The following is a 23,097-nucleotide window of genomic DNA, read 5'->3' as shown; positions in this document are numbered from 1 at the left end:
CTCATGCCGCGACCTCCTCGGAGTCGTCTTCGCCCAGATAGGCCTTGATCACCTGCGGGTTGTTCTGGATCTCGAGCGGCTGGCCCTCGGCGATCTTGCAACCGTAGTTGAGCACCACGATATGGTCCGACACCTTCATCACCACGCTCATGTCGTGCTCGATCAGCAGCACCGACACGCCCTCCTCGCGCGAGAGCTGCAGCAGCAGCTGGTTGAGCTCGGCCGATTCGCGCGGGTTCAGGCCGGCGGCGGGTTCGTCGAGGCACAGCAGCACCGGGTTGACGCACAGCGCGCGCGCGATCTCGATGCGACGCTGGGTGCCGTAGGGCAGGTCACCCGCCGGGGTATCGGCCAGCGCCAGCAGGCCGAGGCGCTCGAGCCAGTTCATGGCTTTTTCCAGCGCGGCGGTCTCGGCGCGGCGGTAGGCTGGCAGGCCCAGCAGGCCGGCGAGCGAGAACACCGACGCCCCCTGCAGCATGTTGTGCTGGGCCACGATCAGGTTCTCCAGCACCGTCATCTTCGGGAACAGGCGGATGTTCTGGAAGGTCCGCACCACCTGGGCATCGCGCGCGACGCGGTGGCTGGCCAGCGACTCGAGCCGGATCTCGCCCGCGACCGGATGCTGCAGCCGCACGCTGCCTTCGGTCGGCTTGTAGAAGCCGGTGATGCAATTGAACAGCGTGGTCTTGCCGGCGCCGTTGGGGCCGATGATCGAGGTCACCTGGCGCGCCGGCGCGGCAAAGGACAGGTCGCCGATGGCGGTCAGGCCACCAAAGCGCATGGTCAGGTGATCGACTTGCAGGATCGGGCTCATGCGGCCTCCCGTTTCGACTGGCGGATGAAGGACGAAGGTGCCTTGAGCGTCGGCTCGCGGTGCGACAGCAGGCCGCCTGGCTTCCAGACCATGATCAGGATCATCGCGGCACCGAAGATCAGCATGCGGTATTCGGCGAAATCGCGGCCGATCTCGGGAATCAGCACCAGCACCAGCGAGGCCAGCACGACGCCGAGCTGGCTGCCCATGCCGCCCAGCACCACGATGGCCAGGATGATCGCCGACTCCGAGAACACGAAGGACTCGGGCGAGATGAAGCCCTGGCGCGCGGCGAAGAACACGCCGGCGAAGCCGCCCAGCATGGCGCCGAGCGCGAAGGCCGACAGCTTGACGTTGGTCACGTTCATGCCGAGCGCCTTGCAGGCGATCTCGTCCTCGCGCATGGCTTCCCAGGCACGGCCGATCGGCAACTTGCGCATCCGGCTGACGAACAGGTTGGTCAGCAGCGCCAGCGCCAGGATCAGGCAATAGAGGAAGATCACGCGGTGCTCGGGGACATAGTCCAGCCCGAAGAAGCCCGCGAAGGTGGCCGGCCCGTCATCGCTGGGCGCCTTGAACGGCAGGCCGAAGAAGGTCGGGCGCGGGATCGACGAGATGCCGTTCGGGCCGCCCGACAGCTCGGTCCAGTTGACCAGGATGATGCGGATGATCTCGCCGAAGCCCAGGGTCACGATCGCCAGGTAGTCGCCGCGCAGGCGCAGCGTCGGCCAGCCCAGCAGCAGACCGAAGGCGGCGGCCGCGCCACCGGCGACCGGCAGCGCCTCCCAGAAGCCCCAGCCGAACTGGGTCGACAGCAGCGCATAGCTGTAGGCACCGACCGCGTAGAAGGCGACATAGCCCAGGTCGAGCAGACCGGCCAGGCCAACCACCACGTTCAGGCCCCAGCCCAGCATGATGTAGATCAGCACCGTGGTGGCGGTGTCGATCACATAGCGGTTGTCGCCCCAGAACAGCGGCAGCGCCAGCGACAGGCCGAGCAGGCCCCAGCCCAGCGCCTTGAGCAGCACCGGCTGGCCGCCGGCAGCCGGCTTGCCGGTGCCAAGCCTGGCCCTGGCGCGCTGGCGTGCCCGCAAGCGGTCACCGAGCGCGGCGAACAGCAGCCGGCCCAGGAAGGACAGCAGGATGAACAGGCCCAGTGCGGCCCAGCGCGTCCTGACCTCGAGCATGCCGCCGGCATCGACCGTGGTCAGTCCGATCATCGGTATGCCGAGCACCAGGGCCACGAAGGCCACGCCACCGGCATCTTTCAGGCGCTCGGACCAGGTCGGCGCATGAGCAGTCTGGATCACGGCAGTCATTAGACTTTCTCCACTTCAGGCCGACCCAGCAGGCCGCTGGGACGGAACATCAAGACCAGGATCAGGATCGCGAAGGTCGCAACATCCTTGTATTCGGGCGACAGGTAGGCGGCCCAGAAGGCTTCCAGCAGGCCGATGATCAGGCCGCCCAGCATCGCGCCCGGCAGCGAACCGACCCCGCCGAGCACCGCGGCGGTGAAGGCCTTGATGCCGGCGACGAAGCCGATGTAGAAATCGACCACGCCGTAATAGACCGTGACCAGCACGCCGGCGACGGCCGCCAGCGCGGCGCCGATCATGAAGGTCAGCGAGATCGTGCGGTCGACGTTGATGCCGAGCAGCGCCGTCATGGTGCGGTCCTGCTCGCAGGCGCGTTGCTGGCGGCCGAACGAGGTGCGCGTGATCAGGTAGGTGAAGCCCAGCATCAGCGCCAGCGTCACGACGATGATCAGCATCTGGCTGTACGAGAACGACACCGTGACGCCGTCATGGGTGAACAGGTCGATGCCGCCGGTCAGCAGCGGCGGGATCGGCTTGACGCGCGCGCCCTGGGTGACCTGCACCAGGTTCTGCAGGAAGATCGACATGCCGATGGCCGAGATCAGCGGCGCCAGCCGGGGCGCGCCGCGCAGCGGGCGGTAGGCGATGCGCTCGACGCTCCAGCCATAGGCCGAGGTCAGCACGATCGCGACCACCAGCACGATCAGCAGCGCCAGCGGCACCGACGTGATGCCCAGCGCGGCCAGCAGGGTGAAGCTGGTCACCGCGATGAAGGCCGACACCATGTAGATGTCGCCATGGGCGAAGTTGATCATGCCGATGATGCCGTACACCATGGTGTAGCCGATGGCGATCAGGCCGTAGACCGAGCCCAGGGCCAGTCCGTTGATGAGTTGTTGGAAGGCATGGGCAAGCATGTTCCGGCTCCTCCTGCAGTGAGGCGATGAACCCGGGCCCGGAAAGTTCCGGGCCCGGCAGCCCCTCCGGCATCAAGTCGATGCGCGGGGAGCCAGTGAGAGAAAAACGGTCAGATCCGGTGCCGGCGGCACGGAGCCGGGATCATTTGACGTAGTCGTACTTGCCGTCTTTCCACTGGTAGACGACGAAGGCGGGCGCCTTGCTGTTGCCCTTGGCATCGAAGGACATCTTGCCCAGCACGGTGTCGAAGCTGCCGTTGCGCAGGCTCTTCTCGAGCTCGTTGTACTTGACGCTGTTGGCATTCTTGGCGGCCTGCTCGAACAGCTGGAAGGCGGCGTAGGCGTACAGCACATAGCCTTCGGGCTCGACCTTGGCGTCGCGGAACTTCTTGACGATCGGAGCGGCGGCCGGGTTCTTGCGCGCATCCGGGCCGAAGGTGAACAGCACGTTGTTGGCGGCCTTGCCGGCGGCGGTCACCAGCTCGGTGTTGGACATGGTGTCGCCCCCCAGCACGGTCAGCTTGAGCTTGGCCTGCTCGGCCTGGCGCAGGATCAGCGCGACTTCGGTGTGGTAGCCACCGAAGGCCAGCACCTCGACGCCCGCCTGCTTGAGCTTGGCGACCAGGCCCGAATAGTCCTTCTCGCCGGCGGTGATCGACTCGCGCAGCGCGGGCTTGGCGCCCTTGCCTTCCATCGCCTTGGCGATCTCGTCGGCCAGGCCCTTGCCGTAGGCGCTCTTGTCGTCGACGACGGCGATCTTCTTGCCCTTGAAATGCTCGGCCAGGTAGGCACCAGCGACCTGACCCTGCTGGTCGTCACGGCCGGCGATCGCGAACACGTTCTTCAGGCCGCGGTCGGTGACCTTGGGGTTGGTCGAGACCGTGGCCATCGGGATGTTGGACTCGAGATAGACCTCGGAGGCCGGGATGGTGGACGACGAGCACCAGTGGCCGTGCATGAAGGCGATCTTCTTGTTCACCATCTGGTTGGCGACCGCCACCGCCTGCTTGGGGTCACAGGCGTCGTCGCCGACCTCGAGCACCAGCTTCTGGCCCAGCACGCCGCCGCGCGCGTTGATGTCGGCGATCGCCATCTCGGCGCCCTTCCTGATCTGGTCACCGGCCGAGGCGTACTGGCCCGACATCGGCCCGGCAATGGCGACCACCGTATCGGCGACGGCAGCACCCGACAGGGCGGCAAACACCGCGCTAGCAATCAACGCTTTCTTCATGGCTATTTCCTTGGAATGTAGGGATCAGACGGGACTCGTGCGCGGTTCGGCGCGGTGCTCGGAGAGGTACTTCACCAGGGAGGCTCCGCCATCGAGCACATGGGCCCGGGTCAGAGTTGCCGCCCTCTCCGCATCCCGGGCGGCAAACGCATCGATGATGGCGTGGTGCTCGCGCTGGGTTTTCGGCAATTCGGGGGTCACGGCCAGGAGGGCACGCACGAAGCGTTCCACCTTGTCGTACAGGGAACGGATTTCGGCCAGCAGCACCGGGCGCTGGGCATCGCCATAGAGGGCGGAATGCAGCTGCCAGTTGAGATCGCCCCAGCGGGCCGGATTGCGCTCGGAACCGAAGGCCTCGAGCGCGGCGCGGGCCCGTTCCAGGTTGGCGTCGCTGATGCGCGGCGCCGACAGCTCGGCGGCACGCGCCTCGAGCATGGCGCGGATCTCGACATATTCCCAGATCTCGTCGGGCGACATCGAGGCCACCAGCGCGCCCTTGTTGCGGATGAAGCTGACCAGCCCCTCGGCCTCGAGCCGCTTCAAGGCCTCGCGCACCGGGATCTTGCTGACATGGAAGCGCTCGGCCAGCTCGTCCTGCTTGAGCAGGGTGCCACTGCCGAGCTGGCCCGAGACGATCGCCTCGCGCAGCGTGCCGGCCACGAAGTCCGAGGTCGACAGACGCGCCGCCTTGGGCAAGCTGAGCCGCAGCAAGGGTGAGGCCTCGCTGGAAAGGGCGGAGGAGCGGTCGAGATCCACTGGGCGGCCTTGTTGCTGAATGGGAAGATGCGGAAGGACTGTTTTGTATATTTTCTTAACGTATACGATATACCTTCAGAGGGTTTACCCTAGCTAGCAGAAGATTCCGACTTTCTTGTGACAAGCCAGTCGAGCGGCTGCGCCTGCCAGGTGCCAGTACCCCGCAGGCCATCCGATGAAATCCGCTCTGCGACCCGGCCACCCGGCAGCCGCCGCTGCCAGGTGGCGTTGCGTGGCTCGGCTCAGGCCAGCGCCGGCTGCCGGACCTGGGCCGCGACGGCGGCATCGGCCACCGGAGCCGGGGTGCGGATCAGGTGGTCGAAGGCGCTCAGGGCCGCCTTGGCGCCCTCGCCCGCCGCGATCACGATCTGCTTGTACGGCACGGTGGTGCAGTCGCCGGCCGCGAACACGCCCGGCACATTGGTCTGGCCCTTGGCGTCGACCACGATCTCGCCGCAGCGCGACAGCTCGACCGTACCCTTGAGCCATTCGGTATTCGGCACCAGGCCGATCTGCACGAACACGCCTTCCAGCGGCAGCAGGTGCTCGTCGCCCGAGACGCGATCCTTGAACTTGATGCCGTTGACCTTGCCGTCGGCGCCGGTGATCTCGGTGGTCTGGGCATTGGTGTGGATGGTGACGTTGGGCAGGCTTTTGAGCTTGGCGACCAGCACGGCGTCGGCCTTGAGCTGCTCGTTGTATTCGACCAGGCTCACATGCTGGACGATGCCGGCCAGGTCGATCGCGGCTTCCACCCCTGAGTTGCCGCCGCCGATCACCGCCACCCGCTTGCCCTTGAACAGCGGGCCGTCGCAATGCGGGCAGTAGGCCACCCCCTTGTTCTTGTATTCCTGCTCGCCGGGCACGTTGACATTCCTCCAGCGCGCGCCGGTCGAGAGGATGACGCTGCGCGACTTGAGCGTGGCGCCGTTTTCCAGCCTGACCCCGATCAGGCCGCCCGGCTCGGTGGCCGGGATCAGCTCGACCGCGCGCTGCTGGCTCATCACGTCGACGCCGTAGTGGCGCACCTGGGCCTCGAGGGCGGCGGCGAACTTCGGGCCGTCGGTCTCGAGCACCGAGATGTAGTTCTCGATCGCCAGCGTGTCATTGGTCTGGCCGCCCAGGCGCTCGACCGCCATGCCGGTGCGTATGCCCTTGCGCGCCGCATAGACCGCCGCCGCCGCACCGGCCGGGCCACCGCCGACCAGCAGCACGTCGAAGGCTTCCCTGGCGTCGAGCTTGGCCGCGTCGCGCGCCGCCGCACCGCTGTCGAGCTTGGCGACGATCTGCTCCAGGCTCATGCGGCCGGCACCAAACAGCTCGCCGTTCAGGTAGATGCTGGGCACGGCCATGATGTCGCGCGCCTTGACCTCGTGCTGGAACAGTCCGCCGTCGATCACCACGGTCTGCACGCGCGGGTTGAGCACGGACAGCAGGCTCAGCGCCTGCACCACGTCGGGACAGTTGTGGCAGCTCAGCGACATGTAGACCTCGAAGCGGTAGTCGCCGTCCAGGGCCTGGATCTGCTCGACCAGCCCGGGTTCGACCTTGGGCGGGTGGCCACCGGTCCACAGCAGCGCCAGCACCAGCGAGCTGAACTCGTGGCCGAGCGGGATCGCGGCAAAACTCAGGCTCTGCGGCTGATCGCCGGCGCCAGTGCGGCGCAGGCTGAACGAGGGCTTGCGCGCGTCGTTGCCGTCCAGGCGCACGCTGATCCGGTCGGACAGGCCGCCGATCGTGAGCAGCAGCTGCTCGAGCTCGCGCGAGCTGGCCGAGTCGTCGAGCGAGGCCACCAGCTCGAAGGGGCGGTTCACGCGCTGCAGATAGGCTTGCAATTGGGTCTTGAGGCTGTCGTACAACATGATGGGGTTCCGTTCTTGAAATCGGGAGGGTTTTCGGTTCGGCCGGGACATCCCGGCCGGTTCAGCAATTGCTGGCGACGGTCAGATCTTGCCGACCAGGTCGAGCGAGGGGGCGATGGTCGCGGCACCCTGCTGCCACTTGGCCGGGCAGACCTGGCCCGGGTTGGCGGCGACGAACTGGGCCGCCTTGAGCTTGCGCAGCGTCTCCTGGACATCGCGGGCCACGGCGTTGTCGTGCACTTCCATGGTCTTGATCACGCCTTGCGGGTTGATCACGAAGGTGCCGCGCAGCGCCAGACCCTGCTCCGGAATATGGACGCCGAACATGTGGGTCAGGGTGTGGGTCGGGTCGCCGACCAGCGGGAAGCGGGCCTTGCCGACGGCGGGCGAGGTCTCGTGCCAGACCTTGTGCGCGAAATGGGTGTCGGTGGTGACGATGTAGACCTCGGCGCCCAGTTGCTGGAATTCGGCGTAGTGGTCGGCCGCGTCCTCGATCTCGGTCGGGCAGTTGAAGGTGAAGGCCGCCGGCATGAAGATGACGACCGACCAGCGGCCCTGGAAGGCCTGCTCGGTGATCTCGATGAACTGGCCGTTGTGGAAGGCTTCGGTCTTGAAGGGCTGGACGGCGCTGTTGATGCGGGACATGGGGTTTCCTGTATGAGTCGGGGGAATGGAGAACGCTGGTTGTCGTTCGAACAGGCTCAATATTAGCCAATGACTATCGAAAAATAAATTCGATAGTCACTATCTAAGCGATAGGCAAAACCTTGCCTGCTGGGCTGCGTCGTCCCTGGGCAATGCCTGGGTCATCCTTGGGCTATCTCAGGAATGTCCCTGGGTCCTGTGCCGGGCAGGCACCGGATCCGACAAGGTTTGGCGCTACAGTCACCCCATGACCGACCACCTGTCCCCGCCCAACGACCCCGCATCGACCGTCCGCGACCGTCGCGTCAGTTCCTGGTGGCGCGCGCTCGCCATCCTGCTGGCGCTGCTGCTGTTCGTCGGCAGCGCGACCGGCGTGAGCCTGTTCGAGCAGTTCAAGACCCAGATCCGGCATCTGCAGGGCCAGCTGGCCGGGCAATCGCAGATCCGCCAGCTCGCGGTGCTGCTCGACACCGGGCAGCAGCCGGCGATGCTGGTGACGATAGACCCGGTGTCCCGGCTGATCCAGCTGCAGCGCCTGAACCAGGTCAGCGAAGGCCGGGAGGAAGCCCTGCAGCTCTGGGCGCTGAACGGCGACCAGGCCCCGCTCTCGCTCGGCCTGGTGGGCCGTCGCCTGCAGACGCCGCAGCTGCCGCTCGACGCCGCCGCGCTGGCGGCACTGGGCAGCGCGACCGAACTCGCGATCAGCGTCGAGGGCAAGGACGGCGTGCCCGAAGGCCAGGGCCCTAGCCTGCCCTGGCTGTTCCGCGGCCACCTGGTCGACAAGGCGCTTTGAGTACGGGGTCACGGATGCGGCCAATGGACTAAAAGCACTCAGAAGATTGCCATGAGCGAATACCAATACTACGAGTTTGTCGTGGTCGACCGCCCGCTGACCCCACAGCAGCAGGTGGAACTGCGCAGCAAATCCAGCCGGGCCACGATCAGCTCTGGCAGCTTCATCAACGAATACCACTGGGGTAACCTCAAGGGAGACCCGCTGGACTGGATGCAGCGCTATTTCGACGCGCATGTCTATTCGGCCAACTGGGGCAGCTGCAGGCTGATGTTGCGGCTGCCAAGGGACACAGTGGAAGCCGGTTTGCTGGCTCCATTCATTACGCCTTCGGCGTCGGGAACGCGCACGGGTTTCGGTCAGATCTTTTCAGCTCTGGAAAGCGCCGAACACTGGATTCTCGACTGGGACTTCAACGACGACTCCGGCGACTGCGAGCGCTTCTGGACCGAGGAAGATGGTCCTGGCTGGATGAGCAGGCTGCTGCCCTTGCGCGATGAACTGCTGCGCGGCGATACGAGACCGCTGTATCTGGGCTGGCTGGCGCGCGTGAGCACGGGCGAATTCGATGACCACGAACTCGAACCACCGCTGCCCGCCGGACTCTCGACCCTGAGCCCGGCACAGCAGGCACTGGCTGAATTCCTGCTGATCGATCCGGACTGGCTCGGCTCGGCGTCAAATGGCAGCCCGGCGCTGCCGGCACAGGAAGCAGTACAGGAGGATGCCAACCTCGAGCCCTGGTTGCTGGAACAGACCGAAACGGACATGCGGGCCACCTTGCGCCTGCTGCTCGCAGGGCGCAGCCTGGAAGCCGAAAGAAGCGTGCGCGGCGCCTACCTCGCCTGGCGACGACCCCGGCTCGTTGCCCCATCACAGCCCGAGCGCCGCAGCATCGCGCAAATCAGAACTGGGGTCGCCAGCGCGCGCGCACAGCGGCTGGAAGACGAACGACTGGCACGCGAAGCGAAAGTGGCACGAGAGCGGGCCGAATACGCAGCGATACTGAATCGGCTGGTACAGGAAGCGCCTCAGGTCTGGCTGGAAATCGACGCCACGGTACAGCGTGGCTCAGGTGCAGCCTACGAACAGGCGTTCAAGCTGCTGGCCACCCTGGCAGAAGCCCTGAAACAGGCTGGTCAAGAGGCCGGTTTCCGCCAGGGCCTGAGTCACCTGCTGGCACGACACGGTCACCGACCCGCCTGGATGAAGCGGCTTGAGAAGGCAGGATGGATCTGACGCGCGGCCCTCTGGTCGACAAGGCGCTCTGAATCCGGCAGCGCAAGCATCGCGACAGACTGTCAGGTCAACATGACGGACCAGCCACAAAGGAGCAAGCCTTGCCTGCCAGCAAAGATGAAGTCGCGGCCTTCCTGGCCGCCGAGTTTCCCCAAAGCCTGTGCGTCGTCGAATCGGTCGGTGCGCGTGGCGCCACCGTCTCGCACCGGGTCGGCCCGGCCGAACTGCGCCCGGGCGGCACGGTCTCGGGTCCGGTCCTGATGGGCGTGGCCGATGTCGCGCTCTATGTCGCGCTGCTCGGCGAGATCGGCATCGTGCCGCTGGCCGTCACGACCGACCTGAGCATCCATTTCCTGCGCAAGCCCTCGGCCGAGCGGCGCATCATCGGGGTCTGCAAGCTGATCAAGGTCGGCCGCCTGCTCGCGACCGGCGAGGTCCTGCTCTACTCCGAGGGCCTCGAGGAGCCGGTGGCCCATGTGGTCGGCAGCTACGCGATCCCGCAGCAGCCGCCAGCCTGACAGACAGCAACCCGCCACGAGATCCGAGCCGGCTGGCGCTGGCGGCCGATTTGCCGGACGCGCAGCGGACGGATAAGGCTGACAGTGCCAGCCGGCCCGGACCTTGTCGCTTGACTGGGAACTCGCCTAGCTCAGATCGCCACCAGCTGCCGGATTCCCTTCTCGGGCATCTCGGCGCCGGGACCGCTGGCGATCACCTCGCCGCGCTCCATGACCGCATAGCGGTCGGCCAGCTCCTCGGCGAAGTCGTAGTACTGCTCGACCAGCACGATCGCCATCGGCTTGCCATCCAGGCCCTCCTTGGCCAATTGTCTGAGCACCTTGCCGATGTCCTTGATGATGTTAGGCTGGATGCCCTCGGTCGGCTCGTCGAGCACCAGCAGCTTCGGGCAAGCCGCCAGCGCGCGCGCGATCGCGAGCTGCTGCTGCTGGCCGCCCGACAGGTCGCCGCCGCGGCGGCCCAGCATCTGCTTGAGGACCGGGAACAGCTCGAACAGCTGGGGCGGGATCGGCGTGCCGGCCTTCTTGGTCGCCAGCCCCATCAGCAGGTTCTCGTGCACGGTCAGGCGACCGAAGATCTCGCGTCCCTGCGGCACGAAGCCGATGCCGGCGCGCGCGCGCTCGTAGGGCGTGGTCTTCTCGATAGCCTGGCCGTCGAGCACGATCTGGCCGGCGCGAATCGGCACCAGGCCCATCAGCGACTTGAGCAGCGTGGTCTTGCCGACGCCGTTGCGGCCCAGCACGACCGTGATCTCGCCCGCCTTGGCCTGGAGGTCGACGCCGCGCAGGATATGCGAGCCGCCGTAGTACTGGTGGATTTGTTCGATCTGCAACATGGATATGTCCTTCAGCGGCCCAGGTAGACCTCGATCACGCGCTCGTCGGCCTGCACCTGGTCCAGCGTGCCCTCGGCCAGCACCGCGCCGTCGCACAGCACGGTCACCTTCTCGCTGATGGCGCGGATGAAGCTCATGTCGTGCTCGACCACCATCAGGCTGTGCTTGCCCTTCAGGCTCAGGAACAGCTCGGCGGTGCGCGCGGTCTCCTCGTCGGTCATGCCGGCGACCGGCTCGTCGAGCAGCAACAGCTTCGGCTCCTGCATCAAGAGCATGCCGATCTCGAGCCACTGCTTCTGGCCATGGCTCAGGTCGCCGGAGCGGCGCCGCACCGAATCCTTCAGGTGGATGGTCTGCAGCACCTCGGCCAGCCGGTCCTTCTGCTCGCCGTTCAGCCCGAAGGTCATGCTCGGCCAGACCCCCTTGTGCGTGGCCAGCGCCAGCTCGAGGTTCTCGAACACGGTCAGTTCTTCGAACACGGTCGGCTTCTGGAACTTGCGGCCTATGCCGAGCGCTGCGATCTCGGGCTCCTTGTAGCGCAGCAGGTCGATGGTCGAGCCGAAGAAGACCGTGCCCGAATCGGGCCGGGTCTTGCCGGTGATGATGTCCATCATCGTGGTCTTGCCGGCGCCGTTGGGGCCGATGATGCAGCGCAGCTCGCCGGGCGCGATGTCGAGGTTCAGGCCGTTGATGGCCTTGAAGCCGTCGAAGCTGACCCGCACGTCCTCCAGGTACAGGATGCGGCCATGGCTGGTGTCGACCTCGCCGCGCACCAGCGGGCGCGAGAAGGCGGCGGTGCGGCCCCCAGAGGCGGTCTTGCCCTGCACCAGGGCCTCCTGCGCGCGCTCGTAGCGCTGCGCGCCTTGCTCCATCAGCTCGGGCGTCATGCCTGGCCTCCTTTCTTGATCCGCAGTTTCTGCACCAGACCGACCACGCCCTGCGGCAGGTACAGCGTCACGACGATGAACAGCGCGCCCAGGCAGTAGAGCCAGAACTCGGGGAAGGTCACGGTCAGCCAGCTCTTGGCGCCGTTGACGATGAAGGCACCGACGATCGGGCCGATCAGCGAGGCCCGGCCACCGACCGCGGCCCAGACCGCGATCTCGATGCTGTTGGCCGCGCTCATCTCGCCCGGGTTGATGATGCCGACCTGCGGCACGTAGAGCGCACCAGCCACACCACACATCACGGCCGAGATGACCCAGATCGTCAGCTTGTACGGCAGCGGGTCGTAGCCGCAGAACATCACGCGGCTCTCGGCGTCGCGGATCGCCTGCAGCACGCGGCCGAACTTGCTGCTGACCAGCCAGCGTGCGAACAGATAGCAGCCCAGCAGGGTCAGCCCGGTCAGCACGAACAGGGTCATGCGCATCTCCTGCGTCGCGATCGGCAGGCCGAGCAGGCGCTTGAAGTCGGTGAAGCCGTTGTTGCCGCCGAAGCCGGTCTCGTTGCGGAAGAACAGCAGCATGGCCGCGAAGGTCAGCGCCTGGGTGATGATCGAGAAATACACCCCCTTGATGCGCGAGCGGAACGCGAAGTAGCCGAACACGAAGGCGACCAGACCCGGCACCAGCACGACCAGCAGCAAGGTGGCGGCAAAGCTGTCGGACAGCGCCCAGGTCCAGGGCAGCTCCTTCCAGTCCAGGAACACCATGAAGTCGGGCAGGTCGCTCTGGTAGCTGCCCTCGCGGCCGATCTGGCGCATCAGGTACATGCCCATCACGTAGCCGCCGAGCGCGAAGAACAGGCCGTGGCCCAGGCTCAGGATGCCGGTATAGCCCCAGATCAGGTCCATCGCCAGCGCGCAGATCGCGTAGCACATGATCTTGCCGAGCAGGCCGACCAGGTAGTCGCTCAGGTGGAAGAGGCTGCTCTCGGGCACCAGCAGGTTGAGCGCCGGCGCGACCGCGCAGACCACCAGCAGCGCGACCAGGATCGTGCCCCAGCCGCTGCGCGCAAGCAGGGGGCCCTTGGCCGGCAGGCCGGCGGCGGAAGTCAGAACTTGGGTTGTCATGGTATGGCTCCCTGATCAGGCCTGGCGACCCTTGAGGGCGAAGATGCCCTGCGGACGCTTCTGGATGAAGACGATGATGAAGACCAGCACCGCGATCTTGGCCAGCACCGCGCCGGCCCAGCCCTCGAGCAGCTTGTTCAGCAGCCCCAGGCCCAGCGCGGCGTAGACCGTGCCGGCCAGCTGGCCGACCCCGCCCAGCACCACCACCATGAAGCTGTCGACGATGTAGTTCTGGCCCAGGTCCGGGCCGACGTTGCCGACCTGGCTCAAGGCGCAGCCGGCCAGCCCGGCGATGCCCGAACCCAGCGCGAAGGCATAGGTGTCGATGCGCGCCGTGTTGACGCCCATGCAGGAGGCGATCGGGCGGTTCTGCGTCACGCCGCGCACGAACAGGCCGAGCCGGGTCTTGCCGATCAGCAGCGCGACCGCCAGCAGCACCGCGAAGGCGAAGCCGATGATGATGATCCGGTTCCAGGGCAGGGTCAGGCTGCCCAGCAGCGTGATGCCGCCGCTCATCCAGGACGGGTTCTCGACGCCGACGTTCTGCGCGCCGAACAGGCTGCGCACGCCCTGCATCAGCACCAGGCTGATGCCCCAGGTCGCGAGCAGGGTCTCGAGCGGACGGCCGTAGAGGAAGCGGATCACGCTGCGCTCCATCGCCGCGCCGACCAGCGCCGAGGCCAGGAAGGACAGCGGCAGCGCCGCCAGCAGGTACCAGTCGAAGGCGCCCGGCAGGTACTGGCGGAAGGCCAGCTGCACCAGGTAGGTCGCGTAGGCGCCGATCATGATCAGCTCGCCATGCGCCATGTTGATCACGCCCATCAGGCCGTAGGTGATCGCCAGCCCGAGCGCGGCCAGCAGCAGGATCGAGCCCAGGCTGAAGCCGGTGAACACCTGGCCCAGCACCGAGGCCGTGCCCAGCGCGCGCTCGACCGAGCTCAGCGCCTGGCGCAGCGCGGCCTGGACGACCGGATCGGTCTCGGCGCCGAGGCGCTGGCTCAGCAGCGCCTTGACGATGGGCTGGCCGACCGCGGCCAGCTTGGCGGCGGCGGCGCTGCGTTGCGCCGGATCATCGCTGGCCAGGTGCAAGGCAGCCTGCGCCAGCAAAAGCGACTCGCGCGCGGCCGGGTCGAGCCGGCCGGAAAACTCGGGCGACAGCGCGCGCTCGACCAGCGGCAGCTGGGCCGGGGTCGGGTCGTCGAAGGCGCCACGCTGCAGGATGGCGGCCGCCTCGCGCTGGCGCGCGGCATCGCCCTGCAGCAGATCCATGCCGGCCAGCGCGCTGTCGAGCGCGCCGCGCAGGCGGTTGTTGACCACGGCCTCCTCGGCCTCGTCACCGAGCGCGACCACCGCGCCGCTGACGGCATCGACGGCCTCGGTGCCCTGCACGATCAGCACCTGGCCGTGCTGCACCTGCACGCGCTCGTCCGACAGGGCGCGAATCAGCGCCTGGGCGCGCGCGTCGTCGCTGGCAGCGAGCTGCAGCAACTGCGCCACCCGTTCGTCGGCATCGCCCGCGGCCAGCTCGAGGGCCTGCGGCGCCGTCAGGGCATGGGCGGCCAGCGGCAGGCCGCCGGCACAAGCCAGGCTCAGGCCCAGTCGCAGCACGCCATGCCGCAGCATGTCCATCATCTTGTGTCGCATCATCGACTTCCCGGAAAAACAGCGGGCCGCAACAGGGCGGCCCGTTCAAGCCTCCAGGCACAGGGGGCAGGCCGCAGCCCGACCCCGATGCCTGGTCCGATCGCCTTACTTCTTGGCCGGCACGTTGGCCTTGCCGGCGTTCTCGGGGATGTAGTCGCTCCACGGATCGGCGACCACCGGGCCCTTGGTCTTCCAGACCACCTTGAACTGGCCGTCAGCCTTGACCTCGCCGATGAAGACCGGCTTGTGCAGGTGATGGTTTTCCTTGTCCATGGTGCTGACGAAGCCGCCCGGCGCCTTGAAGGTCTGGCCGGCCATGGCCGCGATCACCTTGTCGGTGTCGGTCGACTTGGCCTTGGCCACCGCCTGCGCCCACATGTTGACGCCGATATAGGTCGCCTCCATCGGATCGTTGGTCAGCGGCTTGTCCTTGTGGCCCGGGATGTTCTTGGCCTTGGCATAGTCGCTCCACTTCTTGACGAACTCGGTGTTGGCCGGGTTCTTGATGCTCATGAAGTAGTTCCAGGCCGCCAGGTGGCCGACCAGCGGCTTGGTGTCGACGCCGCGCAGCTCTTCCTCGCCGACCGAGAAGGCCACCACCGGCACGTCCTTGGCCTTCAGGCCGGCGTTGCCGAGTTCCTTGTAGAACGGCACGTTGGAGTCGCCGTTGATGGTCGAGACCACCGCCGTCTTCTTGCCCTCGGAGGAGAACTTCTTGATCTTGGCGATGATGGTCTGGTAGTCGCTGTGGCCGAACGGGGTGTACTCCTCCATGATGTCGGAGTCAGCAATGCCCTTGGACTTCAGGAAGGCGCGCAGGATCTTGTTGGTGGTGCGCGGGTAGACATAGTCGGTGCCGAGCAGCACGAAGCGCTTGGCCTCGCCGCCGTCCTTGCTCATCAGGTACTCGACCGCGGGGATGGCCTGCTGGTTCGGCGCCGCGCCGGTGTAGAACACGTTCTTGGACAGTTCCTCGCCCTCGTACTGCACCGGGTAGAACAGCAGGCTGTTCTTTTCCTCGAACACCGGCAGCACCGACTTGCGCGACACCGAGGTCCAGCAGCCGAACACCACCGCGACCTTGTCCTGGTCGATCAGCTGCTTGGCCTTCTCGGCGAACAGCGGCCAGTTGGAGGCCGGATCGACGACGACGGGTTCGAGCTTCTTGCCCAGCACGCCGCCCTTGGCATTGATCTCGTCGATGGCCATCAGCACCGTGTCCTTGAGCACGGTCTCGGAGATCGCCATCGTGCCCGACAGGCTGTGCAGCACGCCGACCTTGATGGTGTCGGCGGCATGGGCCGGCAGGCCGAACAGGCCCATGGAAGCGACGGCGGCAGCGGCCGACAGGGTCTTGAGGGTCAGGCGACGCGAGGAATGGCTGGACATGGCGGTTTCCGTTTCTCTGGCAGTTGATGGAAGTTTTCGCTGCCTTCCGGACTGTTCGGTCCTTTTTGCAGCAGATGACTCCATGCTAGGGACAGCCCCCCGAATCGTCTGTACGCCAGATGGCGTACAAGCGGTGCCAGCGCGCGCCTCGTCCCATGCCGCCCACCCCGGCCAGCAGCGCCGCTCAGACGCTCCAAATGCGTGGCGGCTGGTCGGCCATGCCCCAGGCCTCGCGCCGCAGCAGCGCCCACAGCGCCTGCCAGAGCTGCATCAGCGGCTCGACCTGGCCAGCCAGCGCGCGCACCACCAGCATCTGGTCGTTCGGGCAGGTCGCGCCACAGCGCGGCGCCAGCTCATGGGCCTCGATCAGCTCGCGGCAGGCCTCGAGCAGCGCCTCGCGCCGGGTCCGCGTCAGCGGGGTACCGCAGGCCAACACCAGCGTGGCGAGCGCGCTCTGGCCGTCGAGGCCGACCGGGCTGCGCAGCAGGCGCTCGTCGAGCGCATCGAGCCGCGCGCGCTCGAGCCAGACCCCGGGCCAGTCCCAGTGCTGCTCGAGGCAGCCGCTGGCGAACGGCAGCCCGGCGGCCGGCAGGCCCAGGCTCACGACATCCCAGGCCAGCAGCTCGGCGCCCGGCGCGATCGCGAGCTCGACCCGGTTCAGCGCGCGGCAGCCATCATAGGCCAGGGTCTCGAGCGGCAGCCATTCCAGCCGCGCGCCCTGCTCCAGCGCCAGCCGCACCCGCTGCTCGGCCGGCTCGCCGCTGGCGTTGCGGTAGAAGCGGGTCGCGCCCGGGGTCGAGACCAGCGCATGGGCGCCGGCCGCGACCGTGACATCGATCTCGAGCCGGTCGCCCTGCACCAGTCCACCGGGCGGATGGACGATCACGTTGTGGCAGACCGCCGGTCCCTCGGGATAGAGGCTCTTGAAGACGCGCAGCGGACCGCCGTGGCGGTGGCGCAGCAGGGTCTGGCCGCTCGGGTCGCGGCGATACTGGAGGTCGAGATGGGCGTGCCAGGGCATGGATCGGAAGCTAGACGGACAAACCCCTCCATCATGCAAGATCGATGCCCGGGGCCAGGCGGCAGAATGGAGCCCATGCTGATCCGCATCCTATCGATCCTGTTTCCGCTGTTCGCGATCACCGCGCTCGGCTTCCTGGTGGCACGGCGCATGAAGCCCGACCTGTCGCACGCGAACCAGCTCAACCTGGCGGTCTTCGTGCCGGCGCTGGTGTTCGGCGCCATGGCCAGCAAGGAGTTCCGCCTCACCGACTACCTGCCGCTGCTGCTGGCCGGCCTGGGCGTCATCGCCGGCACGGGTCTGGTCGGCTGGCTGGCGGCGCGCGCGCTCGGAATGGCGCCGCGCACGCTGGTGCCGCCGATGATGTTCAACAACTGCGGCAACCTCGGGCTGCCGCTGGCCGTGCTGGCCTTCGGCGACGCGGCGCTGGCGCCCGCGGTGGTGCTGTTCGTGCTGTCCAACCTGCTGCATTTCTCGTTTGGCGCCTGGCTGCTCGACCCGCGCAGCAGCTGGCTGAAGGCCTGGCAGTCGCCGCCGGTACTGGCGACCGGCGCCGGACTGGCGGTCGGCCTGAGCGGCATCGAACTCTGGCCGCCGCTGCTGACGGCGATCCGGATGGTCGGCGACATCTCGATCCCGCTGATGCTGTTCGCGCTCGGCGCGCGGCTGGCCGACTCGCGCATCGAGGCGGTCGGCTTCGGCCTGTTCGGCGCGGTGCTGCGCCCGCTCGCCGGCATGGCGGCGGCCTGGGCCATGCTGCGCCTGGTCGGCCTGCCCGAGCGCGAGCAGGCCTTGCTGCTGGTGTTCGGCGCGCTGCCGCCCGCGGTGCTCAACTACATGTTCGCCGAGCGCTACGGCCAGGAGCCGGACAAGGTCGCATCGATGGTGCTGATCGGCAACCTCGCCGCGGCGGTCTTCCTGCCGGTGGCGCTGGCGCTGACGCTGGGATAAGGGCGGCAGGCGGGGGACGGCAGGCGGGCTGGGCCTTGCCTCACCCCAGCCCAGCTCAGGCCAGCTGGGCGATGGTGGCGCGAAAGCGCCGCAGCGACAGCGCGAACAGCACCGAGCCGATCAGCGCCAGCGCGACGAAGGAGCTCCAGACCACGTCGATGCCGGCGCCCCGGTAGAGGATGGCCTGGCTCAGCTCGGTGAAATGGGTGGTCGGCGCCAGCGACATCGCCCACTGCACCCAGGCCGGCATGCTCTCGCGCGGGGTCACGCCGCCCGACAGCATCTGCAGCGGCATCATCACCAGCACCATCAGCAGGCCGAACTGCGGCATGCTGCGCGCCAGCGTCGCCATGAAGATGCCCATCGAGGTGGTCGCGAACAGGTGCAACGTCACGCCGCAGAAGAACAGCCCGAGCGAGCCCTCGATCGGCACCTGCAGCAGGCCGCGGATCACGCCGTTGAGCGACAGCGCCGACGCCAGCAGCACCACCAGCGCCATGGCCCAGATCTTGGCCAGCATGATCTCGGTCGGGGTGACCGGCATCACCAGCAGATGCTCGACCGTGCCATGCTCGCGCTCGCGGATCAGCGCCGCGCCGGTCAGGATGATCGACAGCATCGTGATCAGGTTGACCAGCTCCATCGGCGAACCGAACCAGGTGTTGGACAGGGTCGGGTTGAAGCGGACCCGGGTCGCCAGCTCGACCGGGCTCGGCGTCACGACGCGCTGGCGCTGCAGGAACTCGGCCACCTCGCCCAGCACGATCTGCTGCGCGAAGCCGCTGCCGGCGAAGGCCTGGCTCATGCGGGTCGCGTCGAGGTTGAGCTGCAGCGCCGGCGAGCGGCCGGCCAGCAGGTCGCGCTGGAAGTCGGGCGGAATCGCCAGCACCAGGGTGTAGCGGCCGGCATCGAGGCCGGGATCGACCTCGGCCTGGCTGATGCGCACCGGCGGCGTGAACGAGGGCGGGTAGAAGGCGCCGATGAGGCGCTGCGACAGCGCCGAGTCGTCCTCGTCGACGATCGCGATCGGCGTGCGGTGCAAGGTCTCGGGCATCGCGGTGCCGGCGGTATAGACCGCGACCGTGAAGGTGTAGCCGATCAGGAACAGCATCATCGGGTCGCGCCACAGGCTCCAGAGCTCCTTGACGCCGAGGCGGTAGATGTTGGCGAGGTGGCGCAGCATCATTTCTCCTGCTTCCTGAGCAAGAGCACCGCCAGCCCCAGGATCAGCGGCGCGGCCAGCAGCAGCGGCCAGAAGCTGGCCGCCAGATCGTCAAAGCCGAGCGCCTTGCTGAACACGCCGCGGCTGATCACGAACATGTGGCTGGCCGGGTAGATCTCGCCGATCCAGCGCCCCATGCCCTCGAGCGAGGAGACCGGGTGGATCAGGCCGGCGAACTGCACCGCCGGGATCAGCGTGCCGACCATGGCGAAGAAGATGGCGGCGATCTGGCTGCGCACCAGGGTCGAGGCCAGCAGGCCCATGCCGGTCGAGCTCAGGCTGTAGAGCAGCGCGGCCAGCGCCAGCGTGGCGAAGCTGCCCGTCATCGGCACGCCGAACAGCGTGACGGCGGCCAGGCTCATCAGGCCGAAGTTGACCATCGCCAGCACGACATAGGGCAGCTGCTTGCCGAGCAGGAACTCGGTGCGGCTGGTCGGCGTGACATAGAGGTTGATGATCGAGCCCAGCTCCTTCTCGCGCACCACGGCCAGCGCCGTCAGCATGGCCGGCAACATCAGCAGCAGCAGCGGGACCACCGCCGGCACCATCGCGGGCAGGCTCTTGATGTCGGGGTTGTAGCGAAAGCGCGTCTCGACGCTGACCGGCACGGCCGGCGCCACCCCGGTGCGCTGGCGCTGCTGCTGCGCCAGCCAATGCTGGTGCATGCCCTGGACGAAGCCGCTCACCGTCTCGGCGCGCTGCGGCATCGCGCCGTCGATCCAGGCCGCGACCTGCACCGCGTCGCCGCGCGCGACCCGGCGCGCGAAGCCGGGCGGGATCTCGAGCGCCAACGACAGCTCGCCGCTGCGCAGGCGCTGGTCGAGCTCGGCATAGTCCTGCAGCGGCGGCCGTTCGACGAAGTAGTTCGAGCCCGACAGGTTCAGCGCATAGTCGCGGCTCAAGGGGGTCTGGTCGCGGTCGAGCATGGCATAGCGCAGGTGCTCGACATCCATGCTGATGCCATAGCCCATCACGAACATCAGCAGCAGCGAGCCCAGCAGCGCCAGCGCGCCTCTGACCGGGTCGCGCTGCAGCTCGAGCGCCTCGCGCCAGCTGTAGCTGTAGACCCGGCGCAGGCTGCGCCGCCACCGGCCTGCGGCCTGCGGGCGGATCGCGGCGTGCGCGCCTTGCGCGTCAGCGGCCGGGGACTGGCCCGGCGCTGCAGCCGCAGCTGCCGCCGGCAAGGCCAGGGCAGCCGTAGGAGCCGGACTGGCGGGCAGCCCCGGTCGCGTAAGCTCGCTGCCGGGCCCAGCGCCGCCACCCGCCGCCAGCAGGTGGGCGATGAAGGCTTCTTCGAGCGTCGCCGCGCCGCGCTCGGCGACGATGGCCGCCGGCGCCGCGCTGGCCAGCAGCCGGCCGGCATGCATCAGCGAGATCCGGTCGCAGCGCTCGGCCTCGTTCATGAAATGGGTCGAGATGAAGATCGTGACCCTGTCGCGCCGCGCCAGCTCGATCATCAGGCGCCAAAAGTTGTCGCGCGCGATCGGGTCCACGCCCGAGGTCGGCTCGTCGAGGATCAGCAGCTCAGGTCGGTGCACCATGGCCACCGCCAGCGACAGGCGCTGGCGCATGCCGAGCGGCAATTTTTCGGGCAGCTCGGCCAGCACCTCGGCCAGGCCGAAGCGCCCGACCATCTCGGCCACCCGCTGCGCGACCTCGGCCTCGGGCACATGGAACAGGCGCGCGTGCAGCGCCAGGTTCTGCGCCACCGTCAGCTCGCCGTAGAGCGAAAAGGACTGCGACATGTAGCCGACCCGGCGCCGCGTCGCCATGTCCTTCGGGTCGACCGGATGGCCGAACAGCCTGGCCTGGCCCGAGCTGGCCGGCAGCAGGCCGGTCAGCATCTTCATCGTGGTCGACTTGCCGCAGCCGTTCGAGCCCAGGAAGCCGAAGATCTCGCCGCGCCGGATGCGCAGGCTGACCTGGTCCACCGCGACGAAGTCGCCAAAGCGCATCGTCAGCCCGTCGGCCTCGATCGCCAGCTCCTGGTCCGGCTCGAGCGGCGGGATCTCGATCGCCCGGTAGCCCTGCCGCCTGGCCTCGGGCAGCAAGGCAATGAAGGCCGCCTCCAGGGTCGCGGCCCCGGTGCGCTGCAGCAGCTCGGCCGGCCGGCCCTCGGCCAGCACCTGGCCGGCGTCCAGCGCGATCAGCCAGTCGAAGCGCTGCGCCTCGTCCATGTAGGCGGTCGCCACCAGCACGCTCATGTCCGGGCGCTGGGCCCGGATGCCGTCGATCAGCTGCCAGAACTGGGCCCGGGCCAGCGGATCGACCCCGGTGGTCGGCTCGTCGAGGATCAGCAGGTCCGGGTCGTGGATCAGCGCGCAGCACAGGCCGAGCTTCTGCTTCATGCCGCCCGACAGCTGGCCGACCGGACGCGCCAGGAAGGGCTGCAGGCCAGTGGCCTGGGTCAGCTGGTCGATGCGCTGGCGCCGCTCGGCCGCCTCGTGGCCGAACAGGCGGGCGAAGAACTGCAGGTTCTCCTCGACCGACAGGGTCGGATAGAGGTTCTTGCCCAGGCCCTGCGGCATGTAGGCGATGCGGGGACAGACTTCGCGCCGGTGCTGCTGGCGCGCCATGTCGCCGCCCAGCACCTCGATCCGGCCGGCCTGCAACGCGCGCGCGCCGGCCAGCAGCGACAGCAGGCTGGACTTGCCGACCCCATCCGGGCCGATCAGCCCGACCCGGCAGGCGGCCGGAATCTGCAGCGTCAGGCCCGCGAGCGCGACCACCTGGCCGTAACGCTGCTCCACCCCCTCGAGCCGCGCGACCGGAGCCAGCGCGCCATCCAGGGGGGCCGGCCGCATCACGGCTGCCCCTTGAGCGCCAGCTCGGCCGGCCAGGCGGCCTGGGGATCGAGCTTGAGCCAGGCCACGCCGGGCAGGCCGGTCTTGACCTGCTCGAGGTGGCGCAGCAGCAGCTCGCGCTCGACCTGGGCCCGGACGCGGAACATCAGCTTCTGGCGCTCGCTGGCGGTCTCGATCGTTTTGGGCGTGAACTGGGCCTGGCTGGCGACGAAAGAGACCTTGGCCGGGATCGCGAACTGCGGCGCGGCGTCGAGCAGCAGCCGCACCTCGCTGCCGAGCGCGACCCGGCCGGCGACGGTCTCGGGCAGGAAGAAGGTCAGGTAGACATCGGTCAGGTCGACCAGCTCGAGCACCCGGCCGCCCGCGGCGACGATCTCGCCCGGCTGCGCGACCAGGAACTGGACCCGGCCGTCGCGCGGCGCCTTGAGCACGCTGTCGGCCAGCTCGACATCGATGCGGGCCAGCGTGGCCTCGAGGGCCCGAACCTGGGCCTGGGCGGCGGGGACCTGGGTGCTGGCGGCCCGCATGGCGGCCTCGGCAGCACGCGCCTGGGCCTGGGCCGCGCTCAGGATGGCCTGCTGGTTGCGCCGCTTGGCGCGGTCATCCTCGAGCAACTGATCGGAAAAGAAACCTTCGCGCGCCAACTGCTCCGAGCGCAGCAGCTTGCGCTGCGCCATGTCGAGCTCGCTCTCGCGCTGCACCACCAGCGCCAGCGCGGCCTGGTGGTTGCTCTCGGCCTGGGCCACCTGGACCTCGGCGGTGCCGACCGCCTGCTGGGCCTGCTGCAGGCGGGCCAGCGCCTCGTCGCGCTGGGCCTGCAGGCTGTCGACCTGCATCCGGGCCAGCACCTGGCCGGCCTTGACGAACTCGCCCTCGCCGACCTCGACCGCCATCACCCGGCCGGCGAGCTTGCTGGCGACCGCGATCTCGGTCGCCTCGATGCGGCCATTGCCCTTGACCAGGCCCGCGGGCAGGCCCGAGGCGTGCCAGGGTGCCCACCAGAACAACCCGACAGCCAGCGCTGCCAGCAGGACCAGCGGCCAGAGGGCCGACTTCCACCGACTTGTCATGTTGATATCCCTGAGCTTTTTCCCCATTATGCGACGGGGCCCAGGGCCATGA

At 68.0% G+C, this 23,097-nt stretch carries 20 protein-coding genes; 4 read left to right on the top strand and 16 right to left on the bottom strand.

The features are described 5' to 3' along the window. Position 1: 1 nt before the first annotated feature. From C6P64_RS11535 to ahpC, 7 genes are all read right to left on the bottom strand, one after another. Complete coding sequence (locus C6P64_RS11535) at positions 2–814, bottom strand: ABC transporter ATP-binding protein (protein WP_105748714.1); 813 nt, start codon at positions 812–814, stop codon at positions 2–4. Further along, the gene (gene livM, locus C6P64_RS11530; RefSeq protein WP_105748713.1) at positions 811–2,133 is read right to left on the bottom strand and encodes a high-affinity branched-chain amino acid ABC transporter permease LivM; all 1,323 of its coding nucleotides are present in this window, start codon (positions 2,131–2,133) and stop codon (positions 811–813) included. Before livM ends, C6P64_RS11535 begins: the two co-directional genes overlap by 4 nt. After that, the gene (locus C6P64_RS11525; protein WP_105748712.1) at positions 2,133–3,050 is read right to left on the bottom strand and encodes an ABC transporter permease subunit; all 918 of its coding nucleotides are present in this window, start codon (positions 3,048–3,050) and stop codon (positions 2,133–2,135) included. Before C6P64_RS11525 ends, livM begins: the two co-directional genes overlap by 1 nt. 142 nt (positions 3,051–3,192) lie before the next feature. Beyond that, positions 3,193–4,281, bottom strand: coding sequence for a branched-chain amino acid ABC transporter substrate-binding protein (locus tag C6P64_RS11520; RefSeq protein WP_105748711.1), 1,089 nt, complete (start codon positions 4,279–4,281; stop codon positions 3,193–3,195). Positions 4,282–4,305: 24 nt separating this feature from the next. After that, on the bottom strand, positions 4,306–4,992 hold the full coding sequence (locus C6P64_RS11515; protein WP_211296836.1) for a GntR family transcriptional regulator: 687 nt from the start codon (positions 4,990–4,992) through the stop codon (positions 4,306–4,308). A 287-nt stretch (positions 4,993–5,279) separates the two neighbouring features. Further along, on the bottom strand, positions 5,280–6,899 hold the full coding sequence (gene ahpF, locus C6P64_RS11510; protein ID WP_105748709.1) for an alkyl hydroperoxide reductase subunit F: 1,620 nt from the start codon (positions 6,897–6,899) through the stop codon (positions 5,280–5,282). Between the two features lie 81 nt (positions 6,900–6,980). After that, a complete protein-coding gene (ahpC, locus tag C6P64_RS11505) occupies positions 6,981–7,544 on the bottom strand; it encodes an alkyl hydroperoxide reductase subunit C (RefSeq protein ID WP_105748708.1) in 564 nt (187 codons plus the stop codon). Between the two features lie 247 nt (positions 7,545–7,791). On the opposite strand from ahpC, the gene C6P64_RS11500 reads away from it, so the two are divergent. The 3 genes from C6P64_RS11500 (at position 7,792) to C6P64_RS11490 (ending at position 10,094) form a co-directional block, all read left to right on the top strand. Beyond that, positions 7,792–8,337 (top strand): anti-sigma factor, encoded by a 546-nt coding sequence (locus tag C6P64_RS11500; protein ID WP_105748707.1) that lies wholly within the window; start codon positions 7,792–7,794, stop codon positions 8,335–8,337. Positions 8,338–8,388: 51 nt separating this feature from the next. After that, positions 8,389–9,576: a hypothetical protein gene (locus C6P64_RS11495; RefSeq protein WP_105748706.1), complete on the top strand. Its 1,188-nt coding sequence runs from the start codon at positions 8,389–8,391 to the stop codon at positions 9,574–9,576. Between the two features lie 101 nt (positions 9,577–9,677). Then, on the top strand, positions 9,678–10,094 hold the full coding sequence (locus tag C6P64_RS11490; RefSeq protein WP_105748705.1) for a PaaI family thioesterase: 417 nt from the start codon (positions 9,678–9,680) through the stop codon (positions 10,092–10,094). A 131-nt stretch (positions 10,095–10,225) separates the two neighbouring features. Here the strand turns inward: C6P64_RS11490 and urtE are convergent, their stop codons facing one another. The 6 genes from urtE to C6P64_RS11460 all read right to left on the bottom strand — a co-directional run bounded on the left by urtE (position 10,226) and on the right by C6P64_RS11460 (position 16,998). Further along, complete coding sequence (gene urtE / locus C6P64_RS11485) at positions 10,226–10,930, bottom strand: urea ABC transporter ATP-binding subunit UrtE (protein WP_105748704.1); 705 nt, start codon at positions 10,928–10,930, stop codon at positions 10,226–10,228. Positions 10,931–10,941: 11 nt separating this feature from the next. Beyond that, positions 10,942–11,817: an urea ABC transporter ATP-binding protein UrtD gene (gene urtD / locus C6P64_RS11480; RefSeq protein ID WP_105748703.1), complete on the bottom strand. Its 876-nt coding sequence runs from the start codon at positions 11,815–11,817 to the stop codon at positions 10,942–10,944. After that, on the bottom strand, positions 11,814–12,944 hold the full coding sequence (gene urtC / locus C6P64_RS11475; RefSeq protein WP_105748702.1) for an urea ABC transporter permease subunit UrtC: 1,131 nt from the start codon (positions 12,942–12,944) through the stop codon (positions 11,814–11,816). The genes urtD and urtC overlap by 4 nt, the downstream gene beginning before the upstream one ends. Positions 12,945–12,959: 15 nt before the next feature. Then, on the bottom strand, positions 12,960–14,591 hold the full coding sequence (urtB, locus tag C6P64_RS11470) for an urea ABC transporter permease subunit UrtB (protein ID WP_425436750.1): 1,632 nt from the start codon (positions 14,589–14,591) through the stop codon (positions 12,960–12,962). A 102-nt stretch (positions 14,592–14,693) separates the two neighbouring features. Further along, entirely contained in the window at positions 14,694–15,977 is a 1,284-nt protein-coding gene (gene urtA, locus C6P64_RS11465; RefSeq protein WP_105748701.1) for an urea ABC transporter substrate-binding protein, read from the bottom strand. A 184-nt stretch (positions 15,978–16,161) separates the two neighbouring features. Further along, positions 16,162–16,998: an urease accessory protein UreD gene (locus C6P64_RS11460; protein ID WP_105748700.1), complete on the bottom strand. Its 837-nt coding sequence runs from the start codon at positions 16,996–16,998 to the stop codon at positions 16,162–16,164. 75 nt (positions 16,999–17,073) lie between these two features. Here C6P64_RS11460 and C6P64_RS11455 point away from each other — a divergent pair, with 75 nt between their 5' ends. Continuing rightward, positions 17,074–17,949 carry an AEC family transporter gene (locus C6P64_RS11455; RefSeq protein ID WP_105748738.1) on the top strand — a complete coding sequence of 292 codons (876 nt, stop codon included), beginning with the start codon at positions 17,074–17,076 and terminating at the stop codon, positions 17,947–17,949. Positions 17,950–18,004: 55 nt separating this feature from the next. On the opposite strand, the gene C6P64_RS11450 is transcribed toward C6P64_RS11455, so the two are convergent. The 3 genes from C6P64_RS11450 to C6P64_RS11440 are packed head-to-tail and all read right to left on the bottom strand — an operon-like array spanning position 18,005 to position 23,045. Continuing rightward, a complete protein-coding gene (locus C6P64_RS11450; RefSeq protein ID WP_105748699.1) occupies positions 18,005–19,135 on the bottom strand; it encodes an ABC transporter permease in 1,131 nt (376 codons plus the stop codon). Continuing rightward, a complete protein-coding gene (gene rbbA / locus C6P64_RS11445; RefSeq protein ID WP_105748698.1) occupies positions 19,132–21,975 on the bottom strand; it encodes a ribosome-associated ATPase/putative transporter RbbA in 2,844 nt (947 codons plus the stop codon). Before rbbA ends, C6P64_RS11450 begins: the two co-directional genes overlap by 4 nt. Further along, entirely contained in the window at positions 21,975–23,045 is a 1,071-nt protein-coding gene (locus C6P64_RS11440; RefSeq protein WP_105748697.1) for an HlyD family secretion protein, read from the bottom strand. The genes rbbA and C6P64_RS11440 overlap by 1 nt, the downstream gene beginning before the upstream one ends. Positions 23,046–23,097: the final 52 nt, after the last annotated feature.

This window comes from Malikia granosa, from assembly GCF_002980595.1.
GTDB classification, from domain to species: domain Bacteria; phylum Pseudomonadota; class Gammaproteobacteria; order Burkholderiales; family Burkholderiaceae_C; genus Malikia; species Malikia granosa.
The sequence above is the reverse complement of the archived record's forward strand: the minus strand, read 5'-3'. Positions and strand labels throughout refer to the sequence as shown.

Coding starts and splice junctions, on each gene's coding strand:
- C6P64_RS11535 (WP_105748714.1), bottom strand. CDS start 814: ATGAGCCCGATCCTGCAAGTCGATCACCTGACCATGCGCTTTGGTGGC.
- livM (WP_105748713.1), bottom strand. CDS start 2,133: ATGACTGCCGTGATCCAGACTGCTCATGCGCCGACCTGGTCCGAGCGC.
- C6P64_RS11525 (WP_105748712.1), bottom strand. CDS start 3,050: ATGCTTGCCCATGCCTTCCAACAACTCATCAACGGACTGGCCCTGGGC.
- C6P64_RS11520 (WP_105748711.1), bottom strand. CDS start 4,281: ATGAAGAAAGCGTTGATTGCTAGCGCGGTGTTTGCCGCCCTGTCGGGT.
- ahpF (WP_105748709.1), bottom strand. CDS start 6,899: ATGTTGTACGACAGCCTCAAGACCCAATTGCAAGCCTATCTGCAGCGC.
- ahpC (WP_105748708.1), bottom strand. CDS start 7,544: ATGTCCCGCATCAACAGCGCCGTCCAGCCCTTCAAGACCGAAGCCTTC.
- C6P64_RS11500 (WP_105748707.1), top strand. CDS start 7,792: ATGACCGACCACCTGTCCCCGCCCAACGACCCCGCATCGACCGTCCGC.
- C6P64_RS11495 (WP_105748706.1), top strand. CDS start 8,389: ATGAGCGAATACCAATACTACGAGTTTGTCGTGGTCGACCGCCCGCTG.
- urtE (WP_105748704.1), bottom strand. CDS start 10,930: ATGTTGCAGATCGAACAAATCCACCAGTACTACGGCGGCTCGCATATC.
- urtD (WP_105748703.1), bottom strand. CDS start 11,817: ATGACGCCCGAGCTGATGGAGCAAGGCGCGCAGCGCTACGAGCGCGCG.
- urtC (WP_105748702.1), bottom strand. CDS start 12,944: ATGACAACCCAAGTTCTGACTTCCGCCGCCGGCCTGCCGGCCAAGGGC.
- urtB (WP_425436750.1), bottom strand. CDS start 14,591: ATGATGCGACACAAGATGATGGACATGCTGCGGCATGGCGTGCTGCGA.
- urtA (WP_105748701.1), bottom strand. CDS start 15,977: ATGTCCAGCCATTCCTCGCGTCGCCTGACCCTCAAGACCCTGTCGGCC.
- C6P64_RS11460 (WP_105748700.1), bottom strand. CDS start 16,998: ATGCCCTGGCACGCCCATCTCGACCTCCAGTATCGCCGCGACCCGAGC.
- C6P64_RS11455 (WP_105748738.1), top strand. CDS start 17,074: ATGCTGATCCGCATCCTATCGATCCTGTTTCCGCTGTTCGCGATCACC.
- C6P64_RS11450 (WP_105748699.1), bottom strand. CDS start 19,135: ATGATGCTGCGCCACCTCGCCAACATCTACCGCCTCGGCGTCAAGGAG.
- rbbA (WP_105748698.1), bottom strand. CDS start 21,975: ATGCGGCCGGCCCCCCTGGATGGCGCGCTGGCTCCGGTCGCGCGGCTC.
- C6P64_RS11440 (WP_105748697.1), bottom strand. CDS start 23,045: ATGACAAGTCGGTGGAAGTCGGCCCTCTGGCCGCTGGTCCTGCTGGCA.